Origin of the sequence: Enterobacter sp. CP102, assembly GCF_025152625.1 — a bacterium.
Classification (GTDB): Bacteria; Pseudomonadota; Gammaproteobacteria; order Enterobacterales; family Enterobacteriaceae; genus Enterobacter; species Enterobacter soli.
The window spans coordinates 4,535,218-4,557,022 of the sequence record NZ_CP104014.1; the positions used below are offsets into that span (position 1 = coordinate 4,535,218).

General features: G+C 54.4%; 19 protein-coding genes, 2 tRNA genes and 1 rRNA gene. 4 read left to right on the forward strand and 18 right to left on the reverse strand.

Going from position 1 to position 21,805, the window contains the following annotated elements; all coding sequences use genetic code 11:
• Nucleotides 1-12 precede the first annotated feature (12 nt).
• The 7 genes from N1249_RS21425 to pepQ all read right to left on the reverse strand — a co-directional run bounded on the left by N1249_RS21425 (nt 13) and on the right by pepQ (nt 6,196).
• A tRNA-Ala gene (locus N1249_RS21425) sits at nt 13-88 on the reverse strand.
• A gap of 38 nt (nt 89-126) precedes the next feature.
• Nucleotides 127-203: transfer RNA gene (locus N1249_RS21430), tRNA-Ile, on the reverse strand.
• Between the two features lie 69 nt (nt 204-272).
• Nucleotides 273-1,812: ribosomal RNA gene (locus tag N1249_RS21435) — 16S ribosomal RNA — on the reverse strand.
• A 389-nt stretch (nt 1,813-2,201) separates the two neighbouring features.
• Nucleotides 2,202-2,747 carry a menaquinone-dependent protoporphyrinogen IX dehydrogenase gene (gene hemG, locus N1249_RS21440; protein WP_259833268.1) on the reverse strand — a complete coding sequence of 182 codons (546 nt, stop codon included), beginning with the start codon at nt 2,745-2,747 and terminating at the stop codon, nt 2,202-2,204.
• Nucleotides 2,748-2,758: 11 nt separating this feature from the next.
• The gene (gene trkH / locus N1249_RS21445; RefSeq protein WP_166718580.1) at nt 2,759-4,210 is read right to left on the reverse strand and encodes a Trk system potassium transporter TrkH; all 1,452 of its coding nucleotides are present in this window, start codon (nt 4,208-4,210) and stop codon (nt 2,759-2,761) included.
• Between the two features lie 40 nt (nt 4,211-4,250).
• Nucleotides 4,251-4,865, reverse strand: coding sequence for an IMPACT family protein (locus N1249_RS21450; RefSeq protein WP_259833269.1), 615 nt, complete (start codon nt 4,863-4,865; stop codon nt 4,251-4,253).
• A complete protein-coding gene (gene pepQ / locus N1249_RS21455) occupies nt 4,865-6,196 on the reverse strand; it encodes a Xaa-Pro dipeptidase (RefSeq protein WP_259838240.1) in 1,332 nt (443 codons plus the stop codon). Before pepQ ends, N1249_RS21450 begins: the two co-directional genes overlap by 1 nt.
• 190 nt (nt 6,197-6,386) lie before the next feature.
• Here pepQ and fadB point away from each other — a divergent pair, with 190 nt between their 5' ends.
• The gene (gene fadB / locus N1249_RS21460; RefSeq protein ID WP_259833270.1) at nt 6,387-8,576 is read left to right on the forward strand and encodes a fatty acid oxidation complex subunit alpha FadB; all 2,190 of its coding nucleotides are present in this window, start codon (nt 6,387-6,389) and stop codon (nt 8,574-8,576) included.
• A gap of 9 nt (nt 8,577-8,585) precedes the next feature.
• Nucleotides 8,586-9,749 (forward strand): acetyl-CoA C-acyltransferase FadA, encoded by a 1,164-nt coding sequence (fadA, locus tag N1249_RS21465; protein ID WP_259833271.1) that lies wholly within the window; start codon nt 8,586-8,588, stop codon nt 9,747-9,749.
• A 157-nt stretch (nt 9,750-9,906) separates the two neighbouring features.
• Here the strand turns inward: fadA and fre are convergent, their stop codons facing one another.
• Both fre and ubiD read right to left on the reverse strand, forming a co-directional pair.
• Nucleotides 9,907-10,608 (reverse strand): NAD(P)H-flavin reductase, encoded by a 702-nt coding sequence (gene fre / locus N1249_RS21470; protein ID WP_014072244.1) that lies wholly within the window; start codon nt 10,606-10,608, stop codon nt 9,907-9,909.
• A gap of 30 nt (nt 10,609-10,638) precedes the next feature.
• Nucleotides 10,639-12,144: a 4-hydroxy-3-polyprenylbenzoate decarboxylase gene (gene ubiD / locus N1249_RS21475; protein WP_259833272.1), complete on the reverse strand. Its 1,506-nt coding sequence runs from the start codon at nt 12,142-12,144 to the stop codon at nt 10,639-10,641.
• Between the two features lie 170 nt (nt 12,145-12,314).
• On the opposite strand from ubiD, the gene rfaH reads away from it, so the two are divergent.
• Nucleotides 12,315-12,806, forward strand: coding sequence for a transcription/translation regulatory transformer protein RfaH (rfaH, locus tag N1249_RS21480; RefSeq protein WP_166718577.1), 492 nt, complete (start codon nt 12,315-12,317; stop codon nt 12,804-12,806).
• Here rfaH and tatD read toward each other — a convergent pair.
• From tatD to udp, 9 genes are all read right to left on the reverse strand, one after another.
• Nucleotides 12,803-13,585 (reverse strand): 3'-5' ssDNA/RNA exonuclease TatD, encoded by a 783-nt coding sequence (tatD, locus tag N1249_RS21485; RefSeq protein WP_259838241.1) that lies wholly within the window; start codon nt 13,583-13,585, stop codon nt 12,803-12,805. The genes rfaH and tatD overlap by 4 nt on opposite strands.
• A 40-nt stretch (nt 13,586-13,625) precedes the next feature.
• Nucleotides 13,626-14,399, reverse strand: a complete 774-nt coding sequence (gene tatC, locus N1249_RS21490; protein ID WP_014072248.1) for a Sec-independent protein translocase subunit TatC — start codon at nt 14,397-14,399, stop codon at nt 13,626-13,628.
• A gap of 2 nt (nt 14,400-14,401) precedes the next feature.
• Entirely contained in the window at nt 14,402-14,950 is a 549-nt protein-coding gene (gene tatB, locus N1249_RS21495) for a Sec-independent protein translocase protein TatB (RefSeq protein ID WP_259833290.1), read from the reverse strand.
• Between the two features lie 3 nt (nt 14,951-14,953).
• Nucleotides 14,954-15,208: a Sec-independent protein translocase subunit TatA gene (tatA, locus tag N1249_RS21500; RefSeq protein ID WP_014072250.1), complete on the reverse strand. Its 255-nt coding sequence runs from the start codon at nt 15,206-15,208 to the stop codon at nt 14,954-14,956.
• A gap of 76 nt (nt 15,209-15,284) precedes the next feature.
• A complete protein-coding gene (gene ubiB / locus N1249_RS21505; RefSeq protein ID WP_259833291.1) occupies nt 15,285-16,925 on the reverse strand; it encodes a ubiquinone biosynthesis regulatory protein kinase UbiB in 1,641 nt (546 codons plus the stop codon).
• The gene (ubiJ, locus tag N1249_RS21510; protein WP_259833292.1) at nt 16,922-17,527 is read right to left on the reverse strand and encodes a ubiquinone biosynthesis protein UbiJ; all 606 of its coding nucleotides are present in this window, start codon (nt 17,525-17,527) and stop codon (nt 16,922-16,924) included. The genes ubiB and ubiJ overlap by 4 nt, the downstream gene beginning before the upstream one ends.
• A gap of 13 nt (nt 17,528-17,540) precedes the next feature.
• Complete coding sequence (gene ubiE, locus N1249_RS21515) at nt 17,541-18,296, reverse strand: bifunctional demethylmenaquinone methyltransferase/2-methoxy-6-polyprenyl-1,4-benzoquinol methylase UbiE (RefSeq protein WP_217188725.1); 756 nt, start codon at nt 18,294-18,296, stop codon at nt 17,541-17,543.
• A gap of 66 nt (nt 18,297-18,362) precedes the next feature.
• Nucleotides 18,363-19,820 (reverse strand): DNA recombination protein RmuC, encoded by a 1,458-nt coding sequence (rmuC, locus tag N1249_RS21520; protein WP_259833294.1) that lies wholly within the window; start codon nt 19,818-19,820, stop codon nt 18,363-18,365.
• Nucleotides 19,821-19,960: 140 nt separating this feature from the next.
• Nucleotides 19,961-20,722, reverse strand: a complete 762-nt coding sequence (gene udp / locus N1249_RS21525) for a uridine phosphorylase (RefSeq protein ID WP_014072255.1) — start codon at nt 20,720-20,722, stop codon at nt 19,961-19,963.
• 259 nt (nt 20,723-20,981) lie between these two features.
• On the opposite strand from udp, the gene N1249_RS21530 reads away from it, so the two are divergent.
• The gene (locus N1249_RS21530; RefSeq protein ID WP_259833296.1) at nt 20,982-21,788 is read left to right on the forward strand and encodes a dienelactone hydrolase family protein; all 807 of its coding nucleotides are present in this window, start codon (nt 20,982-20,984) and stop codon (nt 21,786-21,788) included.
• The last annotated feature ends 17 nt before the right edge of the window (nt 21,789-21,805 follow it).

Sequence of the window (21,805 nt, forward strand, 5' to 3'; positions counted from 1 at the left end):
TCGCAGTAAAGATGGTGGAGCTATGCGGGATCGAACCGCAGACCTCCTGCGTGCAAGGCAGGCGCTCTCCCAGCTGAGCTATAGCCCCATCGTATTTTCAACCTCTTCAAATTTGCTAAGCAAATTTGGTAGGCCTGAGTGGACTTGAACCACCGACCTCACCCTTATCAGGGGTGCGCTCTAACCACCTGAGCTACAAGCCTGCAGAGATTTTTACTGCTATTTTTCATCAGACAATCTGTGTGAGCACTACAAAGGCAGGTTCTTTAAGGTAAGGAGGTGATCCAACCGCAGGTTCCCCTACGGTTACCTTGTTACGACTTCACCCCAGTCATGAATCACAAAGTGGTAAGCGCCCTCCCGAAGGTTAAGCTACCTACTTCTTTTGCAACCCACTCCCATGGTGTGACGGGCGGTGTGTACAAGGCCCGGGAACGTATTCACCGTAGCATTCTGATCTACGATTACTAGCGATTCCGACTTCATGGAGTCGAGTTGCAGACTCCAATCCGGACTACGACATACTTTATGAGGTCCGCTTGCTCTCGCGAGGTCGCTTCTCTTTGTATATGCCATTGTAGCACGTGTGTAGCCCTACTCGTAAGGGCCATGATGACTTGACGTCATCCCCACCTTCCTCCAGTTTATCACTGGCAGTCTCCTTTGAGTTCCCGGCCGGACCGCTGGCAACAAAGGATAAGGGTTGCGCTCGTTGCGGGACTTAACCCAACATTTCACAACACGAGCTGACGACAGCCATGCAGCACCTGTCTCAGAGTTCCCGAAGGCACCAATCCATCTCTGGAAAGTTCTCTGGATGTCAAGAGTAGGTAAGGTTCTTCGCGTTGCATCGAATTAAACCACATGCTCCACCGCTTGTGCGGGCCCCCGTCAATTCATTTGAGTTTTAACCTTGCGGCCGTACTCCCCAGGCGGTCGATTTAACGCGTTAGCTCCGGAAGCCACTCCTCAAGGGAACAACCTCCAAATCGACATCGTTTACGGCGTGGACTACCAGGGTATCTAATCCTGTTTGCTCCCCACGCTTTCGCACCTGAGCGTCAGTCTTTGTCCAGGGGGCCGCCTTCGCCACCGGTATTCCTCCAGATCTCTACGCATTTCACCGCTACACCTGGAATTCTACCCCCCTCTACAAGACTCTAGCCTGCCAGTTTCGAATGCAGTTCCCAGGTTGAGCCCGGGGATTTCACATCCGACTTGACAGACCGCCTGCGTGCGCTTTACGCCCAGTAATTCCGATTAACGCTTGCACCCTCCGTATTACCGCGGCTGCTGGCACGGAGTTAGCCGGTGCTTCTTCTGCGAGTAACGTCAATCACCAAGGTTATTAACCTTAATGCCTTCCTCCTCGCTGAAAGTACTTTACAACCCGAAGGCCTTCTTCATACACGCGGCATGGCTGCATCAGGCTTGCGCCCATTGTGCAATATTCCCCACTGCTGCCTCCCGTAGGAGTCTGGACCGTGTCTCAGTTCCAGTGTGGCTGGTCATCCTCTCAGACCAGCTAGGGATCGTCGCCTAGGTGAGCCATTACCCCACCTACTAGCTAATCCCATCTGGGCACATCTGATGGCAAGAGGCCCGAAGGTCCCCCTCTTTGGTCTTGCGACATTATGCGGTATTAGCTACCGTTTCCAGTAGTTATCCCCCTCCATCAGGCAGTTTCCCAGACATTACTCACCCGTCCGCCGCTCGTCACCCAGGAGCAAGCTCCCTGTGTTACCGCTCGACTTGCATGTGTTAGGCCTGCCGCCAGCGTTCAATCTGAGCCATGATCAAACTCTTCAATTTAAAAGTTTGATGCTCAATGAATTAAACTTCGTAATGAATTACGTGTTCACTCGTTGAGACTTGGTATTCATTTATTGTCCGAAGACATTAAGAATCCATGTCACTTTGAGTGCCCACACAGATTGTCTGATAAATTGTTAAAGAGCAGTGCCGCTTCGTTTTCGCTGCGGCGCGGGGTGTGCATATTACGCTTTCCCGCTACAGAGTCAAGCTTTTATTTTCGCTTTTCTCCGGGATTCTTCAGCGGCTTTCGCCGGAGAACCCTGCTGACCCGGCGGCTTGCTTGCCGTTGTTCCGTGTCAGTGGAGGCGCATTATAGGGAGTTATTCTGAAGTGACAAGCATAAAATTCAAAAAACTTTTCGTTCGCTCACTTTTCAAACTTTGCGTTTATTTTACCTTCGAATCGGCCGTTAATTGTGCGATTTCACGCGCAAAACTGGCGACCTGCGCCCAGTCGGTATAGACCACTTCTTTACGGGTATCCGTTTCGCCGCCGGTCATCTTCATAATAAGACGGATCATAAAGCGGTCGAACCAACGATAACGTGGGTAACGCAGCGCGCCCGCAAATACGGCACACAGATCTGGCTGCCACGGAGAGCCCAGCAAAAACTTACGCGTGTAGCTGTTCGTTTGCGGTGTGCGTTTCTCTGCTTTACGCGCAACCAGATTTACGGAATAGAAAGCGCCAGGCAATGCATTCAGCACCGCCGTATGCTTTTTCACAAAGCTATCCAGCGCAGGATGGAAATGCCCGTAACGAATAGACGCCCCAATGACCACGCGATCGTAGTCCTGCCAGCTAATCTCTTCTGTACGGTTCAGGTTCACGACATCCGCGTAAACCCCCAGCTCTTTTAATTCAGATGCCAGATAAGAGGCAATCTCACGGGTTTGCCCGTCACGTGTAGAGAATAGAATAAGTGTTTTCAACAATGACTCCCTTACTCGCGCCAGAATGTTGGGGTAAACAACACCAGCAGCGTAAAGACCTCAAGACGCCCGAACAGCATGTTGGCAATTAAGATCCATTTCGCCACCGGGTTCATACTGGCAAAGTTATCCGCCACCACGCCCAGCCCTGGCCCCAGGTTATTAAGCGTTGCCACCACGGACGCGAAAGCAGAGAAATCATCCACCCCGGTGGCAATAATGGCGAGCATACTGACGATAAAGACCAGCGCATAGGCAGAGAAGAATCCCCACACCGCTTCGAGGATACGTTCCGGCAGCGCACGATTCCCCAGTTTGATGCTGTAAACCGCGTTCGGGTGGACCAGGCGTTTCAGCTCACGGTTCCCCTGCTTAAACAGGAGCAGGATACGAATCACCTTCAGACCACCGCCCGTAGACCCGGCACAGCCGCCAATAAAAGCAGAACAGAGCAACAGCACAGGCAGGAACAACGGCCAGCGCGCAATGCTGTCGGTTGTGAAGCCCGCCGTTGTCGCCATCGACACAACCTGGAAGAAAGCCTGATTAAGCGTCGTGATTGCCGAGTTATAAACATCGTGAAGCCACAACACCAGAGTACAGATGACGACCAGAGTAAGCTGGACGCCAATAAACATGCGGAATTCCGGGTCGCGCCAGTAGACCTTCAGGCTACGCCCGCTCAGTAAAGAGAAGTGCAAACCATAGTTACAGCCGGAGATCAGCAGGAAGATAGCAATAATGGTATTGATTGTCGGGCTGTCGAAATAGCCCACGCTGGCATCATGCGTAGAGAAGCCACCAATAGCGATCGTGGCGAAGCTATGGCCGATGGCATCAAAGGCAGGCATCCCGGCAAACCACAGCGCCAGCGCGCAGGCAACCGTCAGTAAGACGTATATAAGCCACAGCGTTTTCGCCGTTTCGGCAATACGCGGGCGCATCTTGTTATCTTTCAGCGGGCCGGGCATTTCGGCGCGATACAGCTGCATCCCCCCGACGCCCAGAATCGGCAGAATGGCCACGGCCAGGACAATGATCCCCATACCGCCGAACCATTGCAGCATTTGCCGGTAGAAGAGGATCGCGTGGGGTAATGAATCCAGCCCCACCAGCGTGGTTGCCCCGGTGGTGGTTAAACCTGAAAACGATTCAAAGAAAGCGTCCGTAATGGTCAGATTCGGTTGCTCAGCAAAGATGAAAGGCAGCGCACCCACGCTCCCCAGCACCGTCCAGAACAAGACGACAATCAAAAACCCTTCGCGGGATTTCAGTTCACCTTTCTCACGACGGTTTGGCCACCACAGCATCGAACCGATCATCAGCGCGACAAAGAACGTCTGGGTAAACGCACGCCCCGCGCCGTCCCGGTAGATAAGTGCCACCAGTCCAGGGAGAATCATCGTCCCGGAAAAGAGTATGACCAGCAGTCCAACGATTCGGGTAATGGCACGAAAATGCATCTCTGCCGCTTCCTTTGGTATTCAAAAAGTAAGGTGGGGATTATTCTTCAATCGGCAGCAATTGCAACGAACCACGACTAAAATCAGCCAGTTTTGCTGAAAAAGCATCCAGCTCTGCCTGAGGAAGCGCCACATGCAACTGTACTGTCGCCTGGTAATCACTGTGCGCAATCACGCCATTAAATTGCTTTAGCAGGGTTTCGATACCCGATAACTGTGCGTAATCGCACAACAAAGTATATTCGGTAAGTGGCGTTTTGCGGGTTGTGATCAGCAGATTAAGTGCCTGCTGAACGCCGCCACCATAGGCTTTAACCAGCCCACCCGTTCCGAGCAAAATGCCGCCATAATAGCGAACCACTACAGCGGTTATCTCTCCCACACCGCTTCCCATTAGCTGAGAAAGCATGGGTTTACCGGCCGTGCCAGCCGGTTCACCATCATCAGAAAATCCCAGTTGCTGTGAGTCATCCGGCGGCCCAGCCACCCACGCGACACAGTGGTGACGCGCATCAGGATGTTGCGCGCGGACGGACTCCACAAACGCCTTTGCCGCCTCTACGCCATCGGTGTGCGCCAGCAGCGTTATAAAGCGGCTTTTCTTGATTTCCTCAACAAAGGTGACCGGTTCCGCCGGTATCAGCCAGCTTTCCATCAGGCCAGTTTCAGATCTCGCGTCATGTTCTCAACACCGTTTTCATGGATAACCACGTTATCTTCGATACGAATACCGCCAAACGGCTTCAGCGCTTCAATTTTTTCCCAGTTGAAGTGCTTGCTGAACTGGCCTTCACGCCACGGCGCCAGCAGGGATTCGATAAAGTAGATACCCGGTTCAATAGTCAACACCATACGCGGCTCGATAATACGCGTGCAGCGCAGGTACGGATATTTAGACGGTGCCGCCAGATGCGTGCCCGTATCATCCTGCATAAAGCCCGCGACATCATGAACCTGAAGACCCAGCGGGTGACCAATACCGTGCGGCATGAACGGCCCGGTCAGGTTGTTTTCCACCATCGCTTCTTCGCTCATATCCTTCACAATCTGGTGCTTACGCAGCAGTTTTGCGATGCGCTGATGGAACTGGATGTGGTAATCCACATAGCTGGTTCCCGCTTTCATGGTGCTGATAAGCGCCAGCTGCTCGTCATTCACATCTTTGATCAGATGTGCAAAATCGGTGTCACCCTGGGCCGCCCAGGTACGGGTCAGGTCAGCGGCATAGCCGTTGTACTCGGCACCCGCATCCAGCAGGAAGCTACGCATCTCGGACGGAACATGGTGATCCAGTTTGGTGTAGTGCAGAACAGACGCGTGCTCATTCAGCGCCACGATGTTGCTGTACGGCACATCGGTATCACGGTGACCGGTTGCCGTCAGGTATGCCTGGTTGATATCGAACTCGCTCATGCCAGACAGGAACGCTTCATGCGCGGCACGGTGACCCGTCACCGCCGTCTTCTGCGCTTCACGCATGCAGTAAAGTTCGTAGTCGGTTTTATACGCGCGGTAGTAGTGCAGATAATCCAGCACCCCTTTCGGATTCAGTTTGTCAGCCGGAATATCCAGACCCAGCGCACGCTCTGGCACAGGACCAATATAGGCAATATTACCGCGCGCAGCAGGCAACTGGCTGCCAATCCCGTCGGCTTTCGGCAGCGCGATCACGTCCACCTCTTCGGTCCAGAAGGTCGTTGGCAGCGGTTCAACGTTGTGCCAGTAATCCACCGGCAGATAGAACCACAGCTTCGGCTTGTTCACGCCATCGACCAACAACCAGCAATTTGGAACCTGTGTCACCGGCACCCAGGCTTTAAACTGCGGGTTGACCTTAAACGGGTAAGCATGGTCATCAAGGAAGGTATTCATCAGCTCGCCGGAGTGGATAAGCAGGGCATCCAGCTTAAAACGAGCCAGTACATCGCGGGTACGTTCCTGTAGGGTAACGATATGATTTTTATAGAGCGCAGCCAGTGAGTCCATCATTTATCCTTTCGTTTTTTCGACCTCAAGTCTTCGCATCTTAGCACACCTGCCCTCACCTGCGTGATTTCCACCGAGCGTGATCAATGCAGCAATTTCTTAATGAGTGATTTGCATTTTATTAACATAAATTCCACACTCCGTTTCATCTGGTATGACCAGATCCAATTGCTGGATTCAGGAGACTGACATGCTCTACAAAGGCGACACCCTGTACCTCAACTGGCTGGAAGATGGCATTGCCGAACTGGTGTTCGATGCCCCCGGCTCAGTAAACAAGCTCGATACCGCGACGGTGGCCAGTCTTGGCCAGGCGCTGGATGTACTTGAAAAGCAATCTGATTTAAAAGGGCTGCTGCTGCGCTCTAACAAAGCGGCCTTTATTGTCGGTGCCGATATCACCGAATTCTTGTCTCTGTTCCTGGTGCCGGAAGAACAGCTGAGCCAGTGGCTGCATTTTGCTAACAGCGTCTTTAACCGCCTGGAAGATTTACCTGTCCCGACGCTCTCCGCCGTTAACGGCTACGCACTGGGCGGTGGCTGCGAATGTGTGCTGGCTACGGATTATCGTCTGGCGACACCAGACCTGCGCATCGGCCTTCCGGAAACCAAACTGGGCATCATGCCGGGCTTTGGTGGCTCTGTGCGTATGCCACGTATGTTGGGTGCCGATAGCGCCCTGGAAATTATTGCCGCGGGTAAAGATGTCGGCGCGGATCAAGCGCAGAAAATTGGCCTGGTGGATGGCGTCGTTAAGCCAGAGAAACTGGTTGAAGGTGCTATCGCCATTCTGCGTCAGGCGATTAATGGCGATCTCGACTGGAAAGCGAAACGCCAGCCGAAGCTTGAACCCTTAAAGCTCAGTAAAATTGAAGCGGCCATGAGTTTCACCATTGCCAAAGGCATGGTGATGCAGACCGCAGGTAAACACTACCCGGCCCCTATCACGGCGGTAAAAACCATTGAAGCCGCTGCCCGCTTTGGCCGGGAAGAGGCGCTTAAATTAGAAAATCAGAGTTTCGTTCCGCTGGCGCACACCAACGAAGCGCGCGCTCTGGTGGGTATCTTCCTGAACGATCAGTTCGTTAAAGGCAAAGCCAAACAGCTGACCAAAAACGTGGAGACCCCAAAACACGCAGCGGTTCTGGGTGCAGGCATTATGGGTGGCGGTATCGCTTACCAGTCCGCCTGGAAAGGCGTGCCGGTAGTAATGAAAGACATTAACGAAAAATCCCTGACGCTGGGCATGACCGAAGCGGCCAAGCTGCTGAATAAACAGCTGGAGCGCGGCAAGATTGATGGCCTGAAACTCGCGGGTGTGATCTCCACTATCCAGCCGACCCTGGAATACAGCGGTTTCGATCGCGTTGACGTGGTTGTCGAAGCCGTGGTTGAAAACCCAAAAGTTAAAAAAGCGGTCCTGGCAGAAACCGAAGACAAGGTTCGCCCGGATACGGTGCTGGCATCGAACACCTCCACCATCCCGATTAGCGAACTGGCAAGCGTACTGAAGCGCCCGGAAAACTTCTGCGGGATGCACTTCTTTAACCCGGTTCACCGGATGCCGCTGGTTGAAGTCATTCGCGGGGAAAAAACCTCTGATGACACCATCGCTAAAGTGGTGGCGTGGGCCAGCAAAATGGGCAAAACACCGATCGTGGTGAACGACTGCCCTGGGTTCTTTGTGAACCGCGTGCTGTTCCCTTACTTTGCCGGCTTTAGCCAGCTACTGCGCGACGGTGCAGATTTCCGCAAAGTCGACAAAGTGATGGAAAAACAGTTCGGCTGGCCGATGGGCCCGGCATATCTGCTGGATGTGGTCGGTATCGACACGGCGCATCACGCGCAGGCCGTCATGGCCGCGGGCTTCCCGCAGCGTATGAGCAAAGATTATCGCGATGCCATCGACGCCATGTTCGATGCCAACCGTTTTGGTCAGAAAAACGGTCTGGGCTTCTGGCGTTATAAAGAAGACAGCAAAGGCAAGCCGAAGAAAGAAGAAGATGCGGCGGTGGATAGCCTGCTGGCGGACGTCAGTGCGCCGAAACGTGACTTCACCGACGAGGAGATTATCGCTCGCATGATGATCCCAATGGTTAACGAAGTGGTGCGTTGCCTGGAAGAAGGCATCATCGCAAGCCCGGCAGAAGCGGATATGGCGCTGGTCTATGGCCTCGGTTTCCCTCCGTTCCACGGCGGCGCGTTCCGCTGGCTGGATACGCTTGGCAGCGCGAAGTACCTCGATATGGCCCTGCAGTATCAGCACCTCGGCCCGCTCTATGCCGTGCCGGAAGGTCTGCGTAATAAAGCGCGCCATAACGAACCCTACTATCCAGCAGTTGAGCCTGCCCGTCCGGTTGGCGAGCTGAAAACGGCTTAAGGAGTCACAATGGAAAAGGTTGTCATTGTCGATGCAATTCGCACCCCGATGGGCCGTTCAAAGGGCGGCGCATTCCGTAACGTTCGCGCGGAAGATCTCTCCGCGCACCTGATGCGCAGCCTGCTGGCGCGTAACCCGGCGCTGGATCCCACCGCGCTGGACGATATCTACTGGGGCTGCGTGCAGCAGACTCTGGAGCAAGGTTTTAACATCGCCCGTAACGCAGCATTGCTGGCTGAAATCCCGCACTCCGTACCAGCGGTGACCGTTAACCGCCTGTGCGGCTCGTCAATGCAGGCACTGCACGATGCTGCCCGTATGATCATGACTGGCGATGCGCAGGCCTGCATGATTGGCGGCGTGGAGCATATGGGTCACGTGCCGATGAGCCACGGGGTCGATTTCCACCCTGGCATGAGCCGTAATGTGGCGAAAGCGGCGGGTATGATGGGGCTGACTGCCGAGATGCTCTCGCGAATGCACGGCATTAGTCGTGAAATGCAGGATGCCTTCGCTGCGCGCTCTCACGCCCGCGCCTGGGCTGCCACACAGTCTGGCGCATTTAAAAGCGAGATTATCCCAACCGGCGGGCATGACGCTGACGGTGTACTAAAGCAGTTCAGCTACGACGAAGTGATCCGCCCGGAAACCACGGTCGAAGCACTTTCCAAACTGCGCCCGGCATTTGATCCAGTCACAGGTACGGTAACCGCCGGCACATCTTCTGCCCTTTCCGACGGTGCCGCCGCGATGCTGGTGATGAGCGAAAGCCGCGCCCGCGAATTAGGCCTGACGCCGCGCGCCCGTATTCGTTCGATGGCGGTGGTCGGCTGTGATCCGTCGATTATGGGTTACGGCCCGGTTCCGGCGTCGAAACTGGCGCTGAAAAAAGCGGGATTAACCGCCAGCGATATCGACCTGTTTGAGATGAACGAAGCCTTTGCCGCACAGATCCTGCCGTGCATTAAAGATCTGGGGCTGATGGACAAGATCGACGAGAAGATTAACCTCAACGGCGGCGCGATCGCACTCGGTCACCCGCTGGGTTGTTCCGGTGCACGCATCAGCACCACCCTGATTAACCTGATGGAACGCAAGGATGCCCAGTTTGGTCTGGCAACCATGTGTATAGGGTTGGGTCAGGGGATCGCGACGGTGTTTGAGAGGGTGTAAATCAAGAAAAGTATCGTAGGCCCGATAAGCATCGCGCTATCGGGCTGTTGCCGGGAGGTGCTGCGCTTTCCCGGCCGACGAAAAGCATCTCGCCGTATTCACGAAGAGAGACAGTTTAGTTGCCGTTCTTCCCGCCTGTCAGGGGCGGGTTTTTTATTTAGATAAACGCAAACGCATCGCCGAACAGGCGGTCTTCACGCGCACCACGTTCGTTACAGAACAGGTCGCGGGCAATTTTCGCCATCTCAAAACGACCCGCAATATAGATATCGTGCTCCGCCAGCGTGCCGTAATCCTGCAATACCGCCGTCAGTACCGTGCCGCTGCGCCCACGCCAGCCTTCTTCCGGCTGCTCAACAACCGGCTCAATACGCAGGTTCGGATGGTTAATGCTCAGTGCTTCCAGCTCGGACAGATCGTAGAGATGTTTCTCTTCGCGGCCACCCCAGTAGATGGTGATATCACGGTCTGGATTGCGCGCCAGTGCGGTCAACAGAATAGAACGGGCGTAAGAGAAGCCGGTACCGCCAGCAATCAGGATCAGCGGACGGTCTTCGTCTTCACGCAGCCAGGCGTCACCGTGAGGAATATCCACCAGGATTTCGCGCTCTTTCAGAATGCGATCCATCACAGCCATCGCATACAGGTTAAGCTCTGACGCACCAATATGAAGCTCGATGAATTCCTGCTCTGCTGGCGTAGAGGCCATAGAGAAAGGACGCTTATCTCGTTCATCCATCACGACCATCAAGTACTGACCAGCGCGGAAAGAGAATGCCGCTTCTGGCACTAAACGGACGCGATATACGGTGTCGGTGATAGCATCTACCGAGGTCACTTTACAGCTTAAGGTTGTCATTCGCTCTCTCTGTCGGGAAGTCTATAGGGCTTAACGGTCAGATTCGGGTTTACCGTTATTCATTATGGCCAGTTCGTCCCAGATCGTGTCAATTCGCGCGGTCACGGCAGGATCTTTTTTGATCGGGCGACCCCATTCACGGTCGGTTTCGCCAGGCCATTTGTTTGTGGCATCCAGTCCCATTTTTGAGCCAAGACCGGAAACCGGCGAGGCAAAATCCAGATAATCAATCGGTGTGTTTTCCACTAACACCGTGTCACGTGCCGGGTCCATCCGCGTGGTGATGGCCCAGATAACGTCATTCCAGTCGCGGGCATTGACGTCATCATCACAGACAATAACAAACTTGGTATACATAAACTGGCGCAGGAACGACCATACGCCCATCATCACGCGTTTGGCGTGCCCCGCATACTGCTTCTTCATTGTTACCACAGCCAGGCGATAAGAGCATCCTTCCGGCGGCAGATAGAAATCAACAATTTCCGGGAACTGCTTTTGCAGAATAGGCACGAACACTTCGTTCAGCGCCACGCCCAGAACGGCCGGTTCATCCGGTGGACGGCCGGTATAGGTCGAGTGATAAATGGCATCTTCACGCTGGGTGATGTGGGTAACGGTAAACACCGGGAAGTTATCGACTTCATTGTAATAACCCGTGTGATCGCCATATGGCCCTTCCGGTGCCATTTCACCCTGCTCAATGTAACCCTCCAGCACGATTTCCGCACTAGCCGGTACCTCCAGATCATTGGAAATACACTTCACCACTTCGGTTTTGGTGCCGCGCAGCAAGCCTGCGAACGCGTATTCAGAAAGCGTATCAGGGACTGGCGTAACCGCACCCAGGATGGTTGCCGGATCGGCGCCCAGCGCCACGGAAACCGGGAAACGCTCGCCTGGGTGTTCAGCACACCACTCCTGGAAATCCAGCGCGCCGCCGCGATGCGACAGCCAGCGCATAATCAGCTTGTTTTTACCAATCAGCTGCTGGCGATAAATACCGAGGTTTTGCCGCTCTTTGTGCGGACCACGCGTAACGGTCAGTCCCCAGGTGATAAGCGGTGCAGCATCTTCCGGCCAGCACTGCATAATGGGGATTTTCGTCAGATCAACGGCATCACCTTCCAGCACTTTTTGCTGGCACGGTGCACCACGCAGGCGTTTGGTTGGCATGTTCAACACCTGCTTAAATTGCGGCAGTTTGTCGAACAGATCGCGGAAGCCTTTTGGTGGCTCCGGCTCTTTCAGAAAGGCCAGCAGTTTGCCCACTTCACGTAACGCAGTCACATCCTCTTGCCCCATGCCCAACGCCACGCGACGTGGTGTGCCAAACAGGTTGCAGAGCACCGGCATGGAGTAACCTTTTGGATTTTCGAATAACAGCGCAGGGCCACCGGCACGCAGGGTGCGGTCAGCAATTTCTGTCATTTCCAGATAAGGATCAACAGGAAGCGTAATCCGTTTGAGTTCGCCCTGCTTTTCCAGCAGCGCCAGGAAGTCGCGTAGATCGTGGTATTTCATGCAGTTAGTCATGGCCTCTCTGTAAGCGCTTCATTATACGGCGTAAGACTGCGTGATGCTGTAATTTTGTTAAATTAGCGTGAACTTCCGCGTCTTACTCCACTTTCGGCCATTATAATCAACTTAGCGATCCCGCCAGGGTTTTGATATGCTTGCGCCCCGAACTAAGGGAAAGAGTGATTATGCAGGCCTGGTATTTACTGTATTGCAAACGCGGGCAACTTCAGCGCGCGCAGGAACATCTTGAACGTCAGTCAGTGCATTGCCTGACGCCGGTGATCACGCTTGAAAAAATGCAGCGCGGAAAACGTGCGATGGTCAGCGAACCTCTGTTCCCGAACTATCTGTTCGTCGAGTTCGACCCGGAAGTGATCCACACCACCACCATCAGTGCCACGCGCGGCGTCAGCCACTTTGTGCGTTTTGGCGCGCACCCGGCAACAGTACCTTCAACGGTCATTCACCAGCTTTCGGTCTACCAGCAACCTGAAGATATCACCGATCCAGAAACGCCTTACACCGGCGATGACGTGGTGATCACCGAAGGCGCATTTGAAGGGTTACAGGCCATTTTCTCTGAACCGGACGGCGAAGCACGCTCCATGCTGTTGCTCAATCTGTTGAACAAGCAGGTGCTTCAGAGCGTCAAAAACACCGATTTCCGCAAACTTTAAAACTGCACACCGAACAGGCGGCGCACGTTATCATCCGTTTGTGCCGCCAGCCACTGTGGATCTTCACCACGCCAGCGCGCCACGCTTTCCACAATATGCCCCAGGAATGCCGGTTCGTTTCGTCGTGAAGAGGGTTTTGGCGAGAGGTCACGCGGCAGAAGATAAGGCGCGTCCGTTTCCACCAACAGCCGTTCGGCAGGAATAACAGGCAACAACTCTCGCAGCTCCAGTCCACGCCGTTCATCACAGACCCAGCCCGTGATCCCCAGATATAACCCCCTGTTCAGGCAATCAAGCGCTTCCTGTCGGGAGCCGGTAAAGCAGTGCAGTACCGCACCAGGCAGCTTATCCAGCCAGGGTTCGAGCAGCGCCAGAAAACGTTCGTGAGCATCACGGCAGTGCATAAACACCGGCATCCCCAGGTCGGCCGCCAGCGCAAGCTGAGCGGTAAAGGCGCGCTCTTGTTCAGCGGGAGTGGAAAAGTTGCGGTTGAAATCCAGCCCGCATTCGCCAATCGCCACCACCTCAGGCATGTTTGCCAGCGCATGAAGGGTTTCGGCGCTCGCTGCATTCCAGGTGCTGCTGTCATGTGGATGCACGCCCGCAGTTGACCAGCAGTGTGGATAATGCCGGGCAAGCTGCTGCGCCTGTTCGCTTTCATGCAGACTGGTTCCCGTCAGCAGCAGGCCTTTCACCCCCGCGGAGAAGGCGCGTGCGACAACGTCATCGCGATCTTTGGCAAACTGAGAGCTGGTGAGATTAAGGCCGATATCAAACATGCGGTTTCCCATGTAAAAACCGCCCTGACGGGCGGCTGGTTTATTCTTCAGTGGTCTTGTCTGACTCATCGTCTTCTTCGCCTTCCTGCGGGCGTCGTTTGCCGACGTAGAACCGCGAGAAGAACACACCGACTTCGAACAGACAGTACATCGGTATGGCCAGTAGCGTTTGCGAGAACACATCCGGCGGCGTCAGCAACATGCCAACCACGAATGCCCCGACCAGGATATATGGGCGTTTCTTACGCAGGTCTTCCGGCGTGGTCACGCCGACCCAGCACAGCAGCACAATCGCCACCGGGACTTCAAACGCCACGCCAAACGCCATAAACAGCGCCATGACAAAGCTGAGATAGCTGGCGATATCGGTCGATACCTGCACCCCTTCCGGCGCCGTATGCGTCAGGAAGCCAAAGGCCAGAGGGAAGACAACGAAATAAGCGAACGCCATACCGATATAGAACAGCATCGAGCTGGACACCAGCAGCGGGATCACCAGCTTGCGTTCATGCTTATAGAGCGCCGGGGCCACAAATGCCCAGACCTGGTACAAAATGACTGGCGCAGACGCAATCAGCGATACCCAGAAGGTCAGCTTGATCGGGGTAAAGAACGGTGAAGCAACGTCCGTTGCGATCATCGTTGCACCCAGCGGCATTTGCTTAATCAGCGGCGCAGAAACCACCTGGTAGATATCGTTGGCGAAATAGACCAACCCTAAGAAAATGATGCAAACCGCAATAATGCAGTTCAGCAGGCGCTTGCGCAGCTCAATAAGGTGCGCAATAAGCGGTTGAGTATCATCTACTGCCATGTTTACGCTTTATCACTCGACGAGGGGGATGATTCGGAAACAGACGCAGCGGCTTTAGCTTCGGTCGCCACAGCGTTAACAACGGGCTCTTCCGGCTGCACTTGTTTTTTCACTTCGGATTCCTGCGGCGTCTGTTCAGGTGCTGCGGCCTGATGCTCTGCGCTGGCAGGGGTCACGCCCTCTCGCTGCGCTTCGCTCTCTTTTACCACCGGGTTATGGATGGTATTTGCTTCATCGCTCGCTTTTTCAGGATCGTTGACGCTGTAAGAGCGTTTCATGGATTCTGCGGCTTCGCGCAGTTCATCCATCGAGGCCTTGAGCTCTGGCGTCAGGTTATCCATGCTCGCCTTCTCAACCTTTTTCAGGCTGTCCTGAAACTCCTGCAGCTTAAGCTCCTGCGCCAGTTCGTTCTGTACCGTGGTGGCCAGCGATCGAAGCGCACGCACCCAACCCGCAACGGTTTTTACCGCAACGGGTAAACGCTGCGGGCCCAGCACAATCAGGCCAATCACAAAGACCAGCAGCAGTTCACCAAAACCAATGTCGAACACGAATTACACCTGCTCTTTATCGTGGCGTTTAGCGTCTTCCTTTTTGGCTTCATCTTGCTTGTCGGCAATGGATTTAGCAGTAAAATCAGCGTCCTGGCTGGATTTTTCCTGCTTATTTTCATCATCACTCATCGCTTTCTTGAAGCCTTTGATGGACGCGCCGAGGTCGGAACCGATGGAACCGAGCTTTTTGGTGCCAAACAGCAGCACGACGATGACGGCAATGATCAACAATTGCCAGATACTGATACCACCCATACATGTTCCTCAGTGATAGATGATTAATTAATCAGGTCGCATTATACGTATGCGACCCGGCGATAGCGACGCAAATTCAGCGCGTTTTTCTCCAGCCCGCAAACCAGACAACCACACCGCCGGCCATCAGCCAGGCAGGCATCATCTGCCAGTCCGGGCGATTGATCAGCAGCAGAGTACCGCTCAGCAGAAGTGTCGCACCAATCCCAAAGAGATAACGGGACTGTCCCTGACGAACGCGATTGGACTGAAGCTCGCGGGCGATTTTATCCATGCTGTGCTGAAGGTTCTTGCTCTGACGCAAACTGTCGTAAACCAGTTCAGGTAATTCCGGCATTTTTTCAATCCAGAACGGGGCTTTCTCTTTGAAAGCACGCACCAGTGCCGGAATGCCGACCTGATCCTTAATCCAGGATTCGAGGAAAGGTTTCGCTGTTTTCCACAAGTCTAACTGAGGATAGAGCTGGCGGCCTACGCCCTCAACGTAAAGTAATGTTTTCTGAAGTAAAACTAACTGCGGCTGAACTTCCATATTAAAGCGGCGCGCGGTGTTAAACAGGTTCAGCAAAACATGACCGAATGAGATTTCTGCCAGCGGTTTTTCGAAAATCGGCTCACACACGGTACGGATAGCGAATTCGAACTCTTCAACGTTAGTATCCGGCGGAACCCAGCCAGAATCCACGTGCAGCTCGGCAACCTTACGGTAGTCGCGGTTGAAGAATGCGATAAAGTTTTCCGCGAGGTAGCGCTTATCTTCTTTGTTCAGCGAGCCCACAATGCCGCAGTCGATTCCGATGTATTTCGGGTTTTCCGGATGCTCATAGCTGACGAAAATATTGCCCGGGTGCATATCCGCATGGAAGAAGCTGTCGCGAAACACCTGGGTGAAGAACACCTGCACACCGCGTTCGGCCAGCAGCTTCATGTTGGTTCCCTGGTTTTCGAGAGCCACCACGTCTGATACCGGAATACCGTAGATACGCTCCATGACCAGCATATTCTGGCTACAGTAGTCAGAGTAAACCTCAGGAACATACAGCATCGGACTGTCTTCAAAGTTACGGCGCAGCTGGATGGCGTTTGCCGCTTCACGCAGCAGGTTGAGCTCATCGATCAGCGTTTTTTCGTACTCGCGCACAACTTCCATTGGACGCAAGCGTCGGCCGTCCGGCAGCAGGCGCGGAACCCAGCGAGCAAGGCGGTAGATAAGCTTCATGTCCGCCTTGATAACTGGCAGGATATCCGGGCGGATCACCTTAATAACGATCTCTTTGCCGTTCTCTTTCAGGCGCGCCGTATGCACCTGAGCAATCGAGGCCGATGCCAGCGGCTGGATTTCAAAATCGTCAAACCAGGTTTCGACGGGAATATTTCCCATCGCTTCTTCGATTTGCTGCTTTGCCCGCGCACCGTCAAAAGGCGCGACGCGATCCTGCAATAAAGCCAGCTGGTCGGCGATGGTTGGCGGGAAGAGATCCCGGCGGGTAGAGAGCATCTGCCCAAACTTGATCCATACCGGACCAAGTTCCTGCAATGCCAGACGCAGGCGTTCACCCAGCGGCTGATCCTTATGGCGATTTGGCATCCAGAACAACATCCGCCGCCAGATTCGAAGCGGCAGAGTGATACGCATTTTGGGGATAAGCTCGTCGAGCCCGTAACTCAAAAAGGTGTGGACGATAAAATAGAGGCGCCGAATTTCACCAGGCGTCATTTGCCCTCCAGTTTTTCCAGCCGTTTGGTTAGCGCGTCAACCGCACGTTCGACAGCAGCAGTTTCTTCCGCAAACCATGCCACTTCAAGCGGCCCCGGAGCCATGCGCCACTCTTCGGTCAACACTTCTGCCGCGTAGCGCTGCTGGCGCTGAACGGTTTTACGCAAAAATGCCGAGCCACCGTGAATGACTTTGCTGATCCCTTCGGCGGCGATGTCGCCAATATAAGGTGCAAGCAGCTCTGCCGGGTCGAACTCGGCAAGATCGCTTAACGCAACGAAGTTCTGCACGACCTGAATGTCGCCTTCGACTTCCAGCTCGCCGCTACGGATAAGCGCAGTCAGCTGCTGGCGGTCGCGCAGTTTTGGCAACACGCTCATGTGCGTGATGACCGAGCAGTCGGCCTCACCTTCCCACTCACCCAGGACATCAAGCTGGCGCTCGCTGAACACCAGCACCAGCGGCGCAGAGAACTCTTTTAAAACAATGCGCAACACCTTTCCGTTGAGCCGCTGACGCGCATTTTTTAGCGCCGGAGCACGGTACAGAAAGGCATTCAGTGCATTCTCGATGCCTGCGGTGACTAAGGGTTTAAAAGGCACGGGATACCTCCACTCAGAACTTGTAACCGCGATGCAGCGCGACGACACCCGCCGTCATGTTGAAGTACTCAACGTTTTCAAATGCAGCATCCTGCATCATCGCTTTTAAGGTGTCCTGATCCGGGTGCATACGGATAGATTCCGCCAGATAGCGATAGCTTTCCGCATCGTTTGCCACCAGCTCACCAATGCGCGGCAGCACGTGGAACGAATAGGCATCGTAAGCTTTGCTCAGCGGCTCGATAATCGGTTTGGAGAATTCGAGCACCAGCAGGCGTCCACCCGGCTTCAGCACGCGGTACATGGAACGCAGCGCTTTGTCTTTATCGGTGACGTTACGCAGGCCAAACGAGATGGTGATGCAGTCAAAGGTGTTGTCCGGGAACGGCAGCGCTTCGGCGTTTGCCTGTACATACTCAACGTTACCCACAACGCCGATGTTACGCAGCTTCTCACGTCCCATTTTCAGCATGGAGTCGTTAATATCAGCCAGCACCACGCGACCGGTTTCGCCAACCAGACGTGAAAACTTCGCCGTCAGATCGCCTGTACCGCCCGCCAAATCGAGCACCGTTTGCCCACGACGCACACCGCTACAGTCAATGGTGAAGCGCTTCCACAAGCGATGAATGCCGAATGACATCAAGTCATTCATCACATCGTACTTCGCCGCCACGGAATGAAATACGTGGGCCACCATGTCAGCCTTCTGCGCTTTAGCAACAGTCTGAAAGCCAAAGTGCGTCGTGTCTTGTGAATCGTCAACCATCTCAGAGCCTGCTTATCAGTCAAATGTCCGTGAAGTGTAACAGATTGGGCGCGTTTGCCCTACGGTTCAACCACCGTGAAAGAAACGATTCGGCGGTTCAGAAGGTGATAAATCCGCGGCTAAATCGTTGTCTTCGCTGTCTGTATTTTGCTCACCTGCCTCTTCCCGCAGGCGGTATTCCTCATCCTGAGCGGTCGCCTGTTCAACCATTTCAGGATTAATCTCGCGTTTAACCTCGACTCCCAGGCTACGGAACGCCTCTGCTTGCGCCAGCAGGTTGCCGCGCCCGGAAGAGAGCTTTTTCATCGCCTGGCGGTAGTTATCCTGCGCGCGGTCGAGGCTTTGCCCAACGGAGGACATATCGTCCACAAACAGGCGCATTTTGTCGTACAGCTTGCTGGCGCGATCGGCAATCTGCTGTGCATTACGGCTTTGGTGCTCGTAACGCCAGAGGTTTGCAATCGTCCGGAGCGCCACCAGCAGCGTCGTGGGGCTCACCAGCATAATGTTATTTTTCAGTGCTTCGGTTATCAGTTCGGGCTGTCTGTCGAGCGCCAGCAGAAATGCGGGCTCAACCGGAATAAACATCAGCACGTAATCCAGTGAGCGTAAACCCGGTAGCTGTTGATAGTCTTTGCGGCCCAGCAGACGAATGTGGTTACGGACAGAGGCGATATGCTCTTGTAATGCAGACTCGCGGATGTAATCGTCCTCAGCATTGAAGTAGCGTTCGTACGCCACCAGCGTCATTTTGGCGTCGATAACGACGTCTTTACCCTGCGGCAGGCGCACAATGACATCAGGCTGCATCCGCGAGCGGGCATCGTTTTCGATGCTGACCTGGGTTTCATACTCGTACCCTTCGCGCAGGCCAGAGGCCTCCAGCACGCGGGTCAGTACCACTTCACCCCAGTTGCCCTGCGCTTTGTTGTCGCCTTTAAGCGCGCGCGTCAGGTTAACCGCCTCTTGCGCCATCTGCGCGTTCAGCTGCTGGAGATTACGAATTTCATGCGCCAGGGTGTGACGTTCGCGCGCCTCCTGGCCAAAGCTGTCCTGCACCTGGCGACGAAAACCGTCCAGCTGTTCGCGCAGCGGCGTCAGCAGGCTGTTCAGGCTCTGTCGGTTTTGTTCGTCAACGCGGCGGTTGCTGTGCTCAAAAATTCGGTTGGCGAGGTTCTCAAACTGTTCGCTGAGGCGCTGCTCGCTGTTGATCATCTGGCGGATTTTGTCTTCCGCATGGAGTTGGGTCGATTCAAGACGGGTGGTCACTTCGCGGAGATCGGCCTCCAGCGAGGTGTTGATATCACGCAGGTTGCGCAGTTCGTTATTGAGTAGCTCACACTCGTCGCGCCAGTGTCCGCTCTGGGTAAGCTGTTGTTTCGCGGCACTGAGCTCAGCAACCATCTCTTCGCGTTCTGCCAGCTGGTCGGCCTTATGCTGCGCGTGCTGATAGCTGGAGATAAGCCAGCCTATTCCCACGCCCACCAGCGCAATCACCGCATAAATCAGGATTGAGATATCCACAATGCCCCCTGCATCAACGTTTTACCCGCACAAAATAGAATTGTGCTGTATAAACGTCCAGTTTGAAAGGGTTTTCCTGCGAGGCGCTACGCAAAAAAGAAAAGGCCGAACGAGTCGGCCTTTTATCGAAGAAGAGAGGACTAGATCAGGCGGCGAGCCGCTTCAACCACAATCTTCACCGCATGGCTTTCGGTCTGCTTCATGGTTTCGGCGTTCGGGATCTCCTGCTGAGTACGGTTAACGATAACACCCGCCACCATACCGGCACGCAGACCCTGGCTTGCGCACATGGTCAGCAGCGTTGCAGATTCCATTTCGTAGTTCATCACACCCATAGACTGCCACTCTTCCATGGAGCCTTTGAAGCGGCTCACTACGCGACCAGAGAAGGTGTCGTAACGCTCCTGGCCCGGGTAGAAGGTATCGGAAGAGGCGGTAACGCCGATGTGTGTTGTTGCGCCCACAGATTTCGCGGCTTCAACCAGCGCAGTGGTGCATTCGAAATCCGCCACTGCCGGGAATTCCATTGGCGCAAAGTGCAGGCTTGCACCGTCCAGACGCACAGACGCGGTCGTGACCAGCACGTCACCCACATTGATATGCGGCTGAATGGCGCCGGTGGTGCCGATACGCAGGAAAGTACGGATACCCAGCTGCGCCAGCTCTTCAACGGCAATAGAAGTAGACGGGCCACCGATACCGGTTGAACACACGATCACCGCTTTACCATCCAGCTCTGCGCGCCAGGTGGTGAATTCACGATGGGATGCCAGCTTAACCGGCTTATCCATCAGCGCGGCGATCTTTTCCACACGCTCTGGATCGCCAGGGACGATAGCGAGCGTAGCCCCTTGTAAATCGTTTTTAGTGAGGCCGAGATGAAAAACATCAGACTTAGACATAGGTGACTCCTCTGTGGGTCGGTTTGTCAGAAGAAGTAAAACGGTACTTTACAGAAGCAGCGTGCGTAATTTCGTGACGAACCTCACCATGAATGAAAATGATTGCAGTTAATTTCCATAAATAAGTGATCAACATCACATTAACAATGTTATACCGTGGTGTGTTGCACAAAAGATAGACCGTTTAAGGCACTGTGGGTTGTTAACCTTGTGACTATATTTACCTTTGCGCTAACTCAACATTGGTACGGAGAATGCCATGACTGAAAAAACCGGTTTTGCACCTGCTGCTGCCCCTCATGCTTCAACCATCGTCACCACGCCAGAAGAAGCCATTAGTGCAGGAGAGACATCCATTCCCTCACAGGGGGATAACATGCCGGCTTACCATGCGCGCCCGAAATCGGCCGATGGCGCTCTGCCGGTTGTGATTGTGATACAAGAAATTTTCGGCGTACATGAGCATATTCGCGATGTATGCCGTCGACTGGCGCTGGAAGGTTATCTGGCCATCGCGCCAGAGCTCTATTTCCGCCAGGGCGATCCGAATGACTACAGCGATATCCCGACGCTGTTCACTAATCTGGTCAGCAAAGTCCCTGATGCACAAGTGCTGGCGGACCTGGACCATGTCGCCAGCTGGGCGGCACGTAACGGCGGCGACCCGCATCGGTTGATGGTGACCGGTTTCTGCTGGGGCGGTCGCATCAGCTGGCTGTACGCCGCGCATAATCCGCAGCTCAAGGCTGCCGTGGCGTGGTACGGCAAGCTGGTCGGCGAAAAAACGCTGAACTCACCTAAGCAGCCTCTGGATATCGCCGTGGATCTTAACGCCCCGGTGCTGGGTTTGTACGGCGGCCAGGATACCGGTATCCCGCTCGATACCGTAGAAACCATGCGCCACGCGCTGCGGGCGGCAAATGCGAAGGCGGAAATCGTGGTTTATCCCGATGCAGGACATGCCTTTAACGCGGATTATCGGCCGAGCTATCACGAAGAATCCGCCAAAGATGGCTGGCAACGAATGCTGGCCTGGTTCCGGCAATACGGCGCTAAAAAGAGTTAAGCGGCTCACAAATTGGT

Excerpts from the sequence above, each read along its gene's own strand:
- trkH (WP_166718580.1), bottom strand. The coding sequence starts at position 4,210 with ATGCATTTTCGTGCCATTACCCGAATCGTTGGACTGCTGGTCATACTC.
- N1249_RS21450 (WP_259833269.1), bottom strand. The coding sequence starts at position 4,865 with ATGGAAAGCTGGCTGATACCGGCGGAACCGGTCACCTTTGTTGAGGAA.
- pepQ (WP_259838240.1), bottom strand. The coding sequence starts at position 6,196 with ATGGACTCACTGGCTGCGCTCTATAAAAATCATATCGTTACCCTACAG.
- fadB (WP_259833270.1), top strand. The coding sequence starts at position 6,387 with ATGCTCTACAAAGGCGACACCCTGTACCTCAACTGGCTGGAAGATGGC.
- fadA (WP_259833271.1), top strand. The coding sequence starts at position 8,586 with ATGGAAAAGGTTGTCATTGTCGATGCAATTCGCACCCCGATGGGCCGT.
- fre (WP_014072244.1), bottom strand. The coding sequence starts at position 10,608 with ATGACAACCTTAAGCTGTAAAGTGACCTCGGTAGATGCTATCACCGAC.
- ubiD (WP_259833272.1), bottom strand. The coding sequence starts at position 12,144 with ATGACTAACTGCATGAAATACCACGATCTACGCGACTTCCTGGCGCTG.
- rfaH (WP_166718577.1), top strand. The coding sequence starts at position 12,315 with ATGCAGGCCTGGTATTTACTGTATTGCAAACGCGGGCAACTTCAGCGC.
- tatD (WP_259838241.1), bottom strand. The coding sequence starts at position 13,585 with ATGTTTGATATCGGCCTTAATCTCACCAGCTCTCAGTTTGCCAAAGAT.
- tatC (WP_014072248.1), bottom strand. The coding sequence starts at position 14,399 with ATGGCAGTAGATGATACTCAACCGCTTATTGCGCACCTTATTGAGCTG.
- tatA (WP_014072250.1), bottom strand. The coding sequence starts at position 15,208 with ATGGGTGGTATCAGTATCTGGCAATTGTTGATCATTGCCGTCATCGTC.
- ubiB (WP_259833291.1), bottom strand. The coding sequence starts at position 16,925 with ATGACGCCTGGTGAAATTCGGCGCCTCTATTTTATCGTCCACACCTTT.
- ubiE (WP_217188725.1), bottom strand. The coding sequence starts at position 18,296 with ATGGTTGACGATTCACAAGACACGACGCACTTTGGCTTTCAGACTGTT.
- udp (WP_014072255.1), bottom strand. The coding sequence starts at position 20,722 with ATGTCTAAGTCTGATGTTTTTCATCTCGGCCTCACTAAAAACGATTTA.
- N1249_RS21530 (WP_259833296.1), top strand. The coding sequence starts at position 20,982 with ATGACTGAAAAAACCGGTTTTGCACCTGCTGCTGCCCCTCATGCTTCA.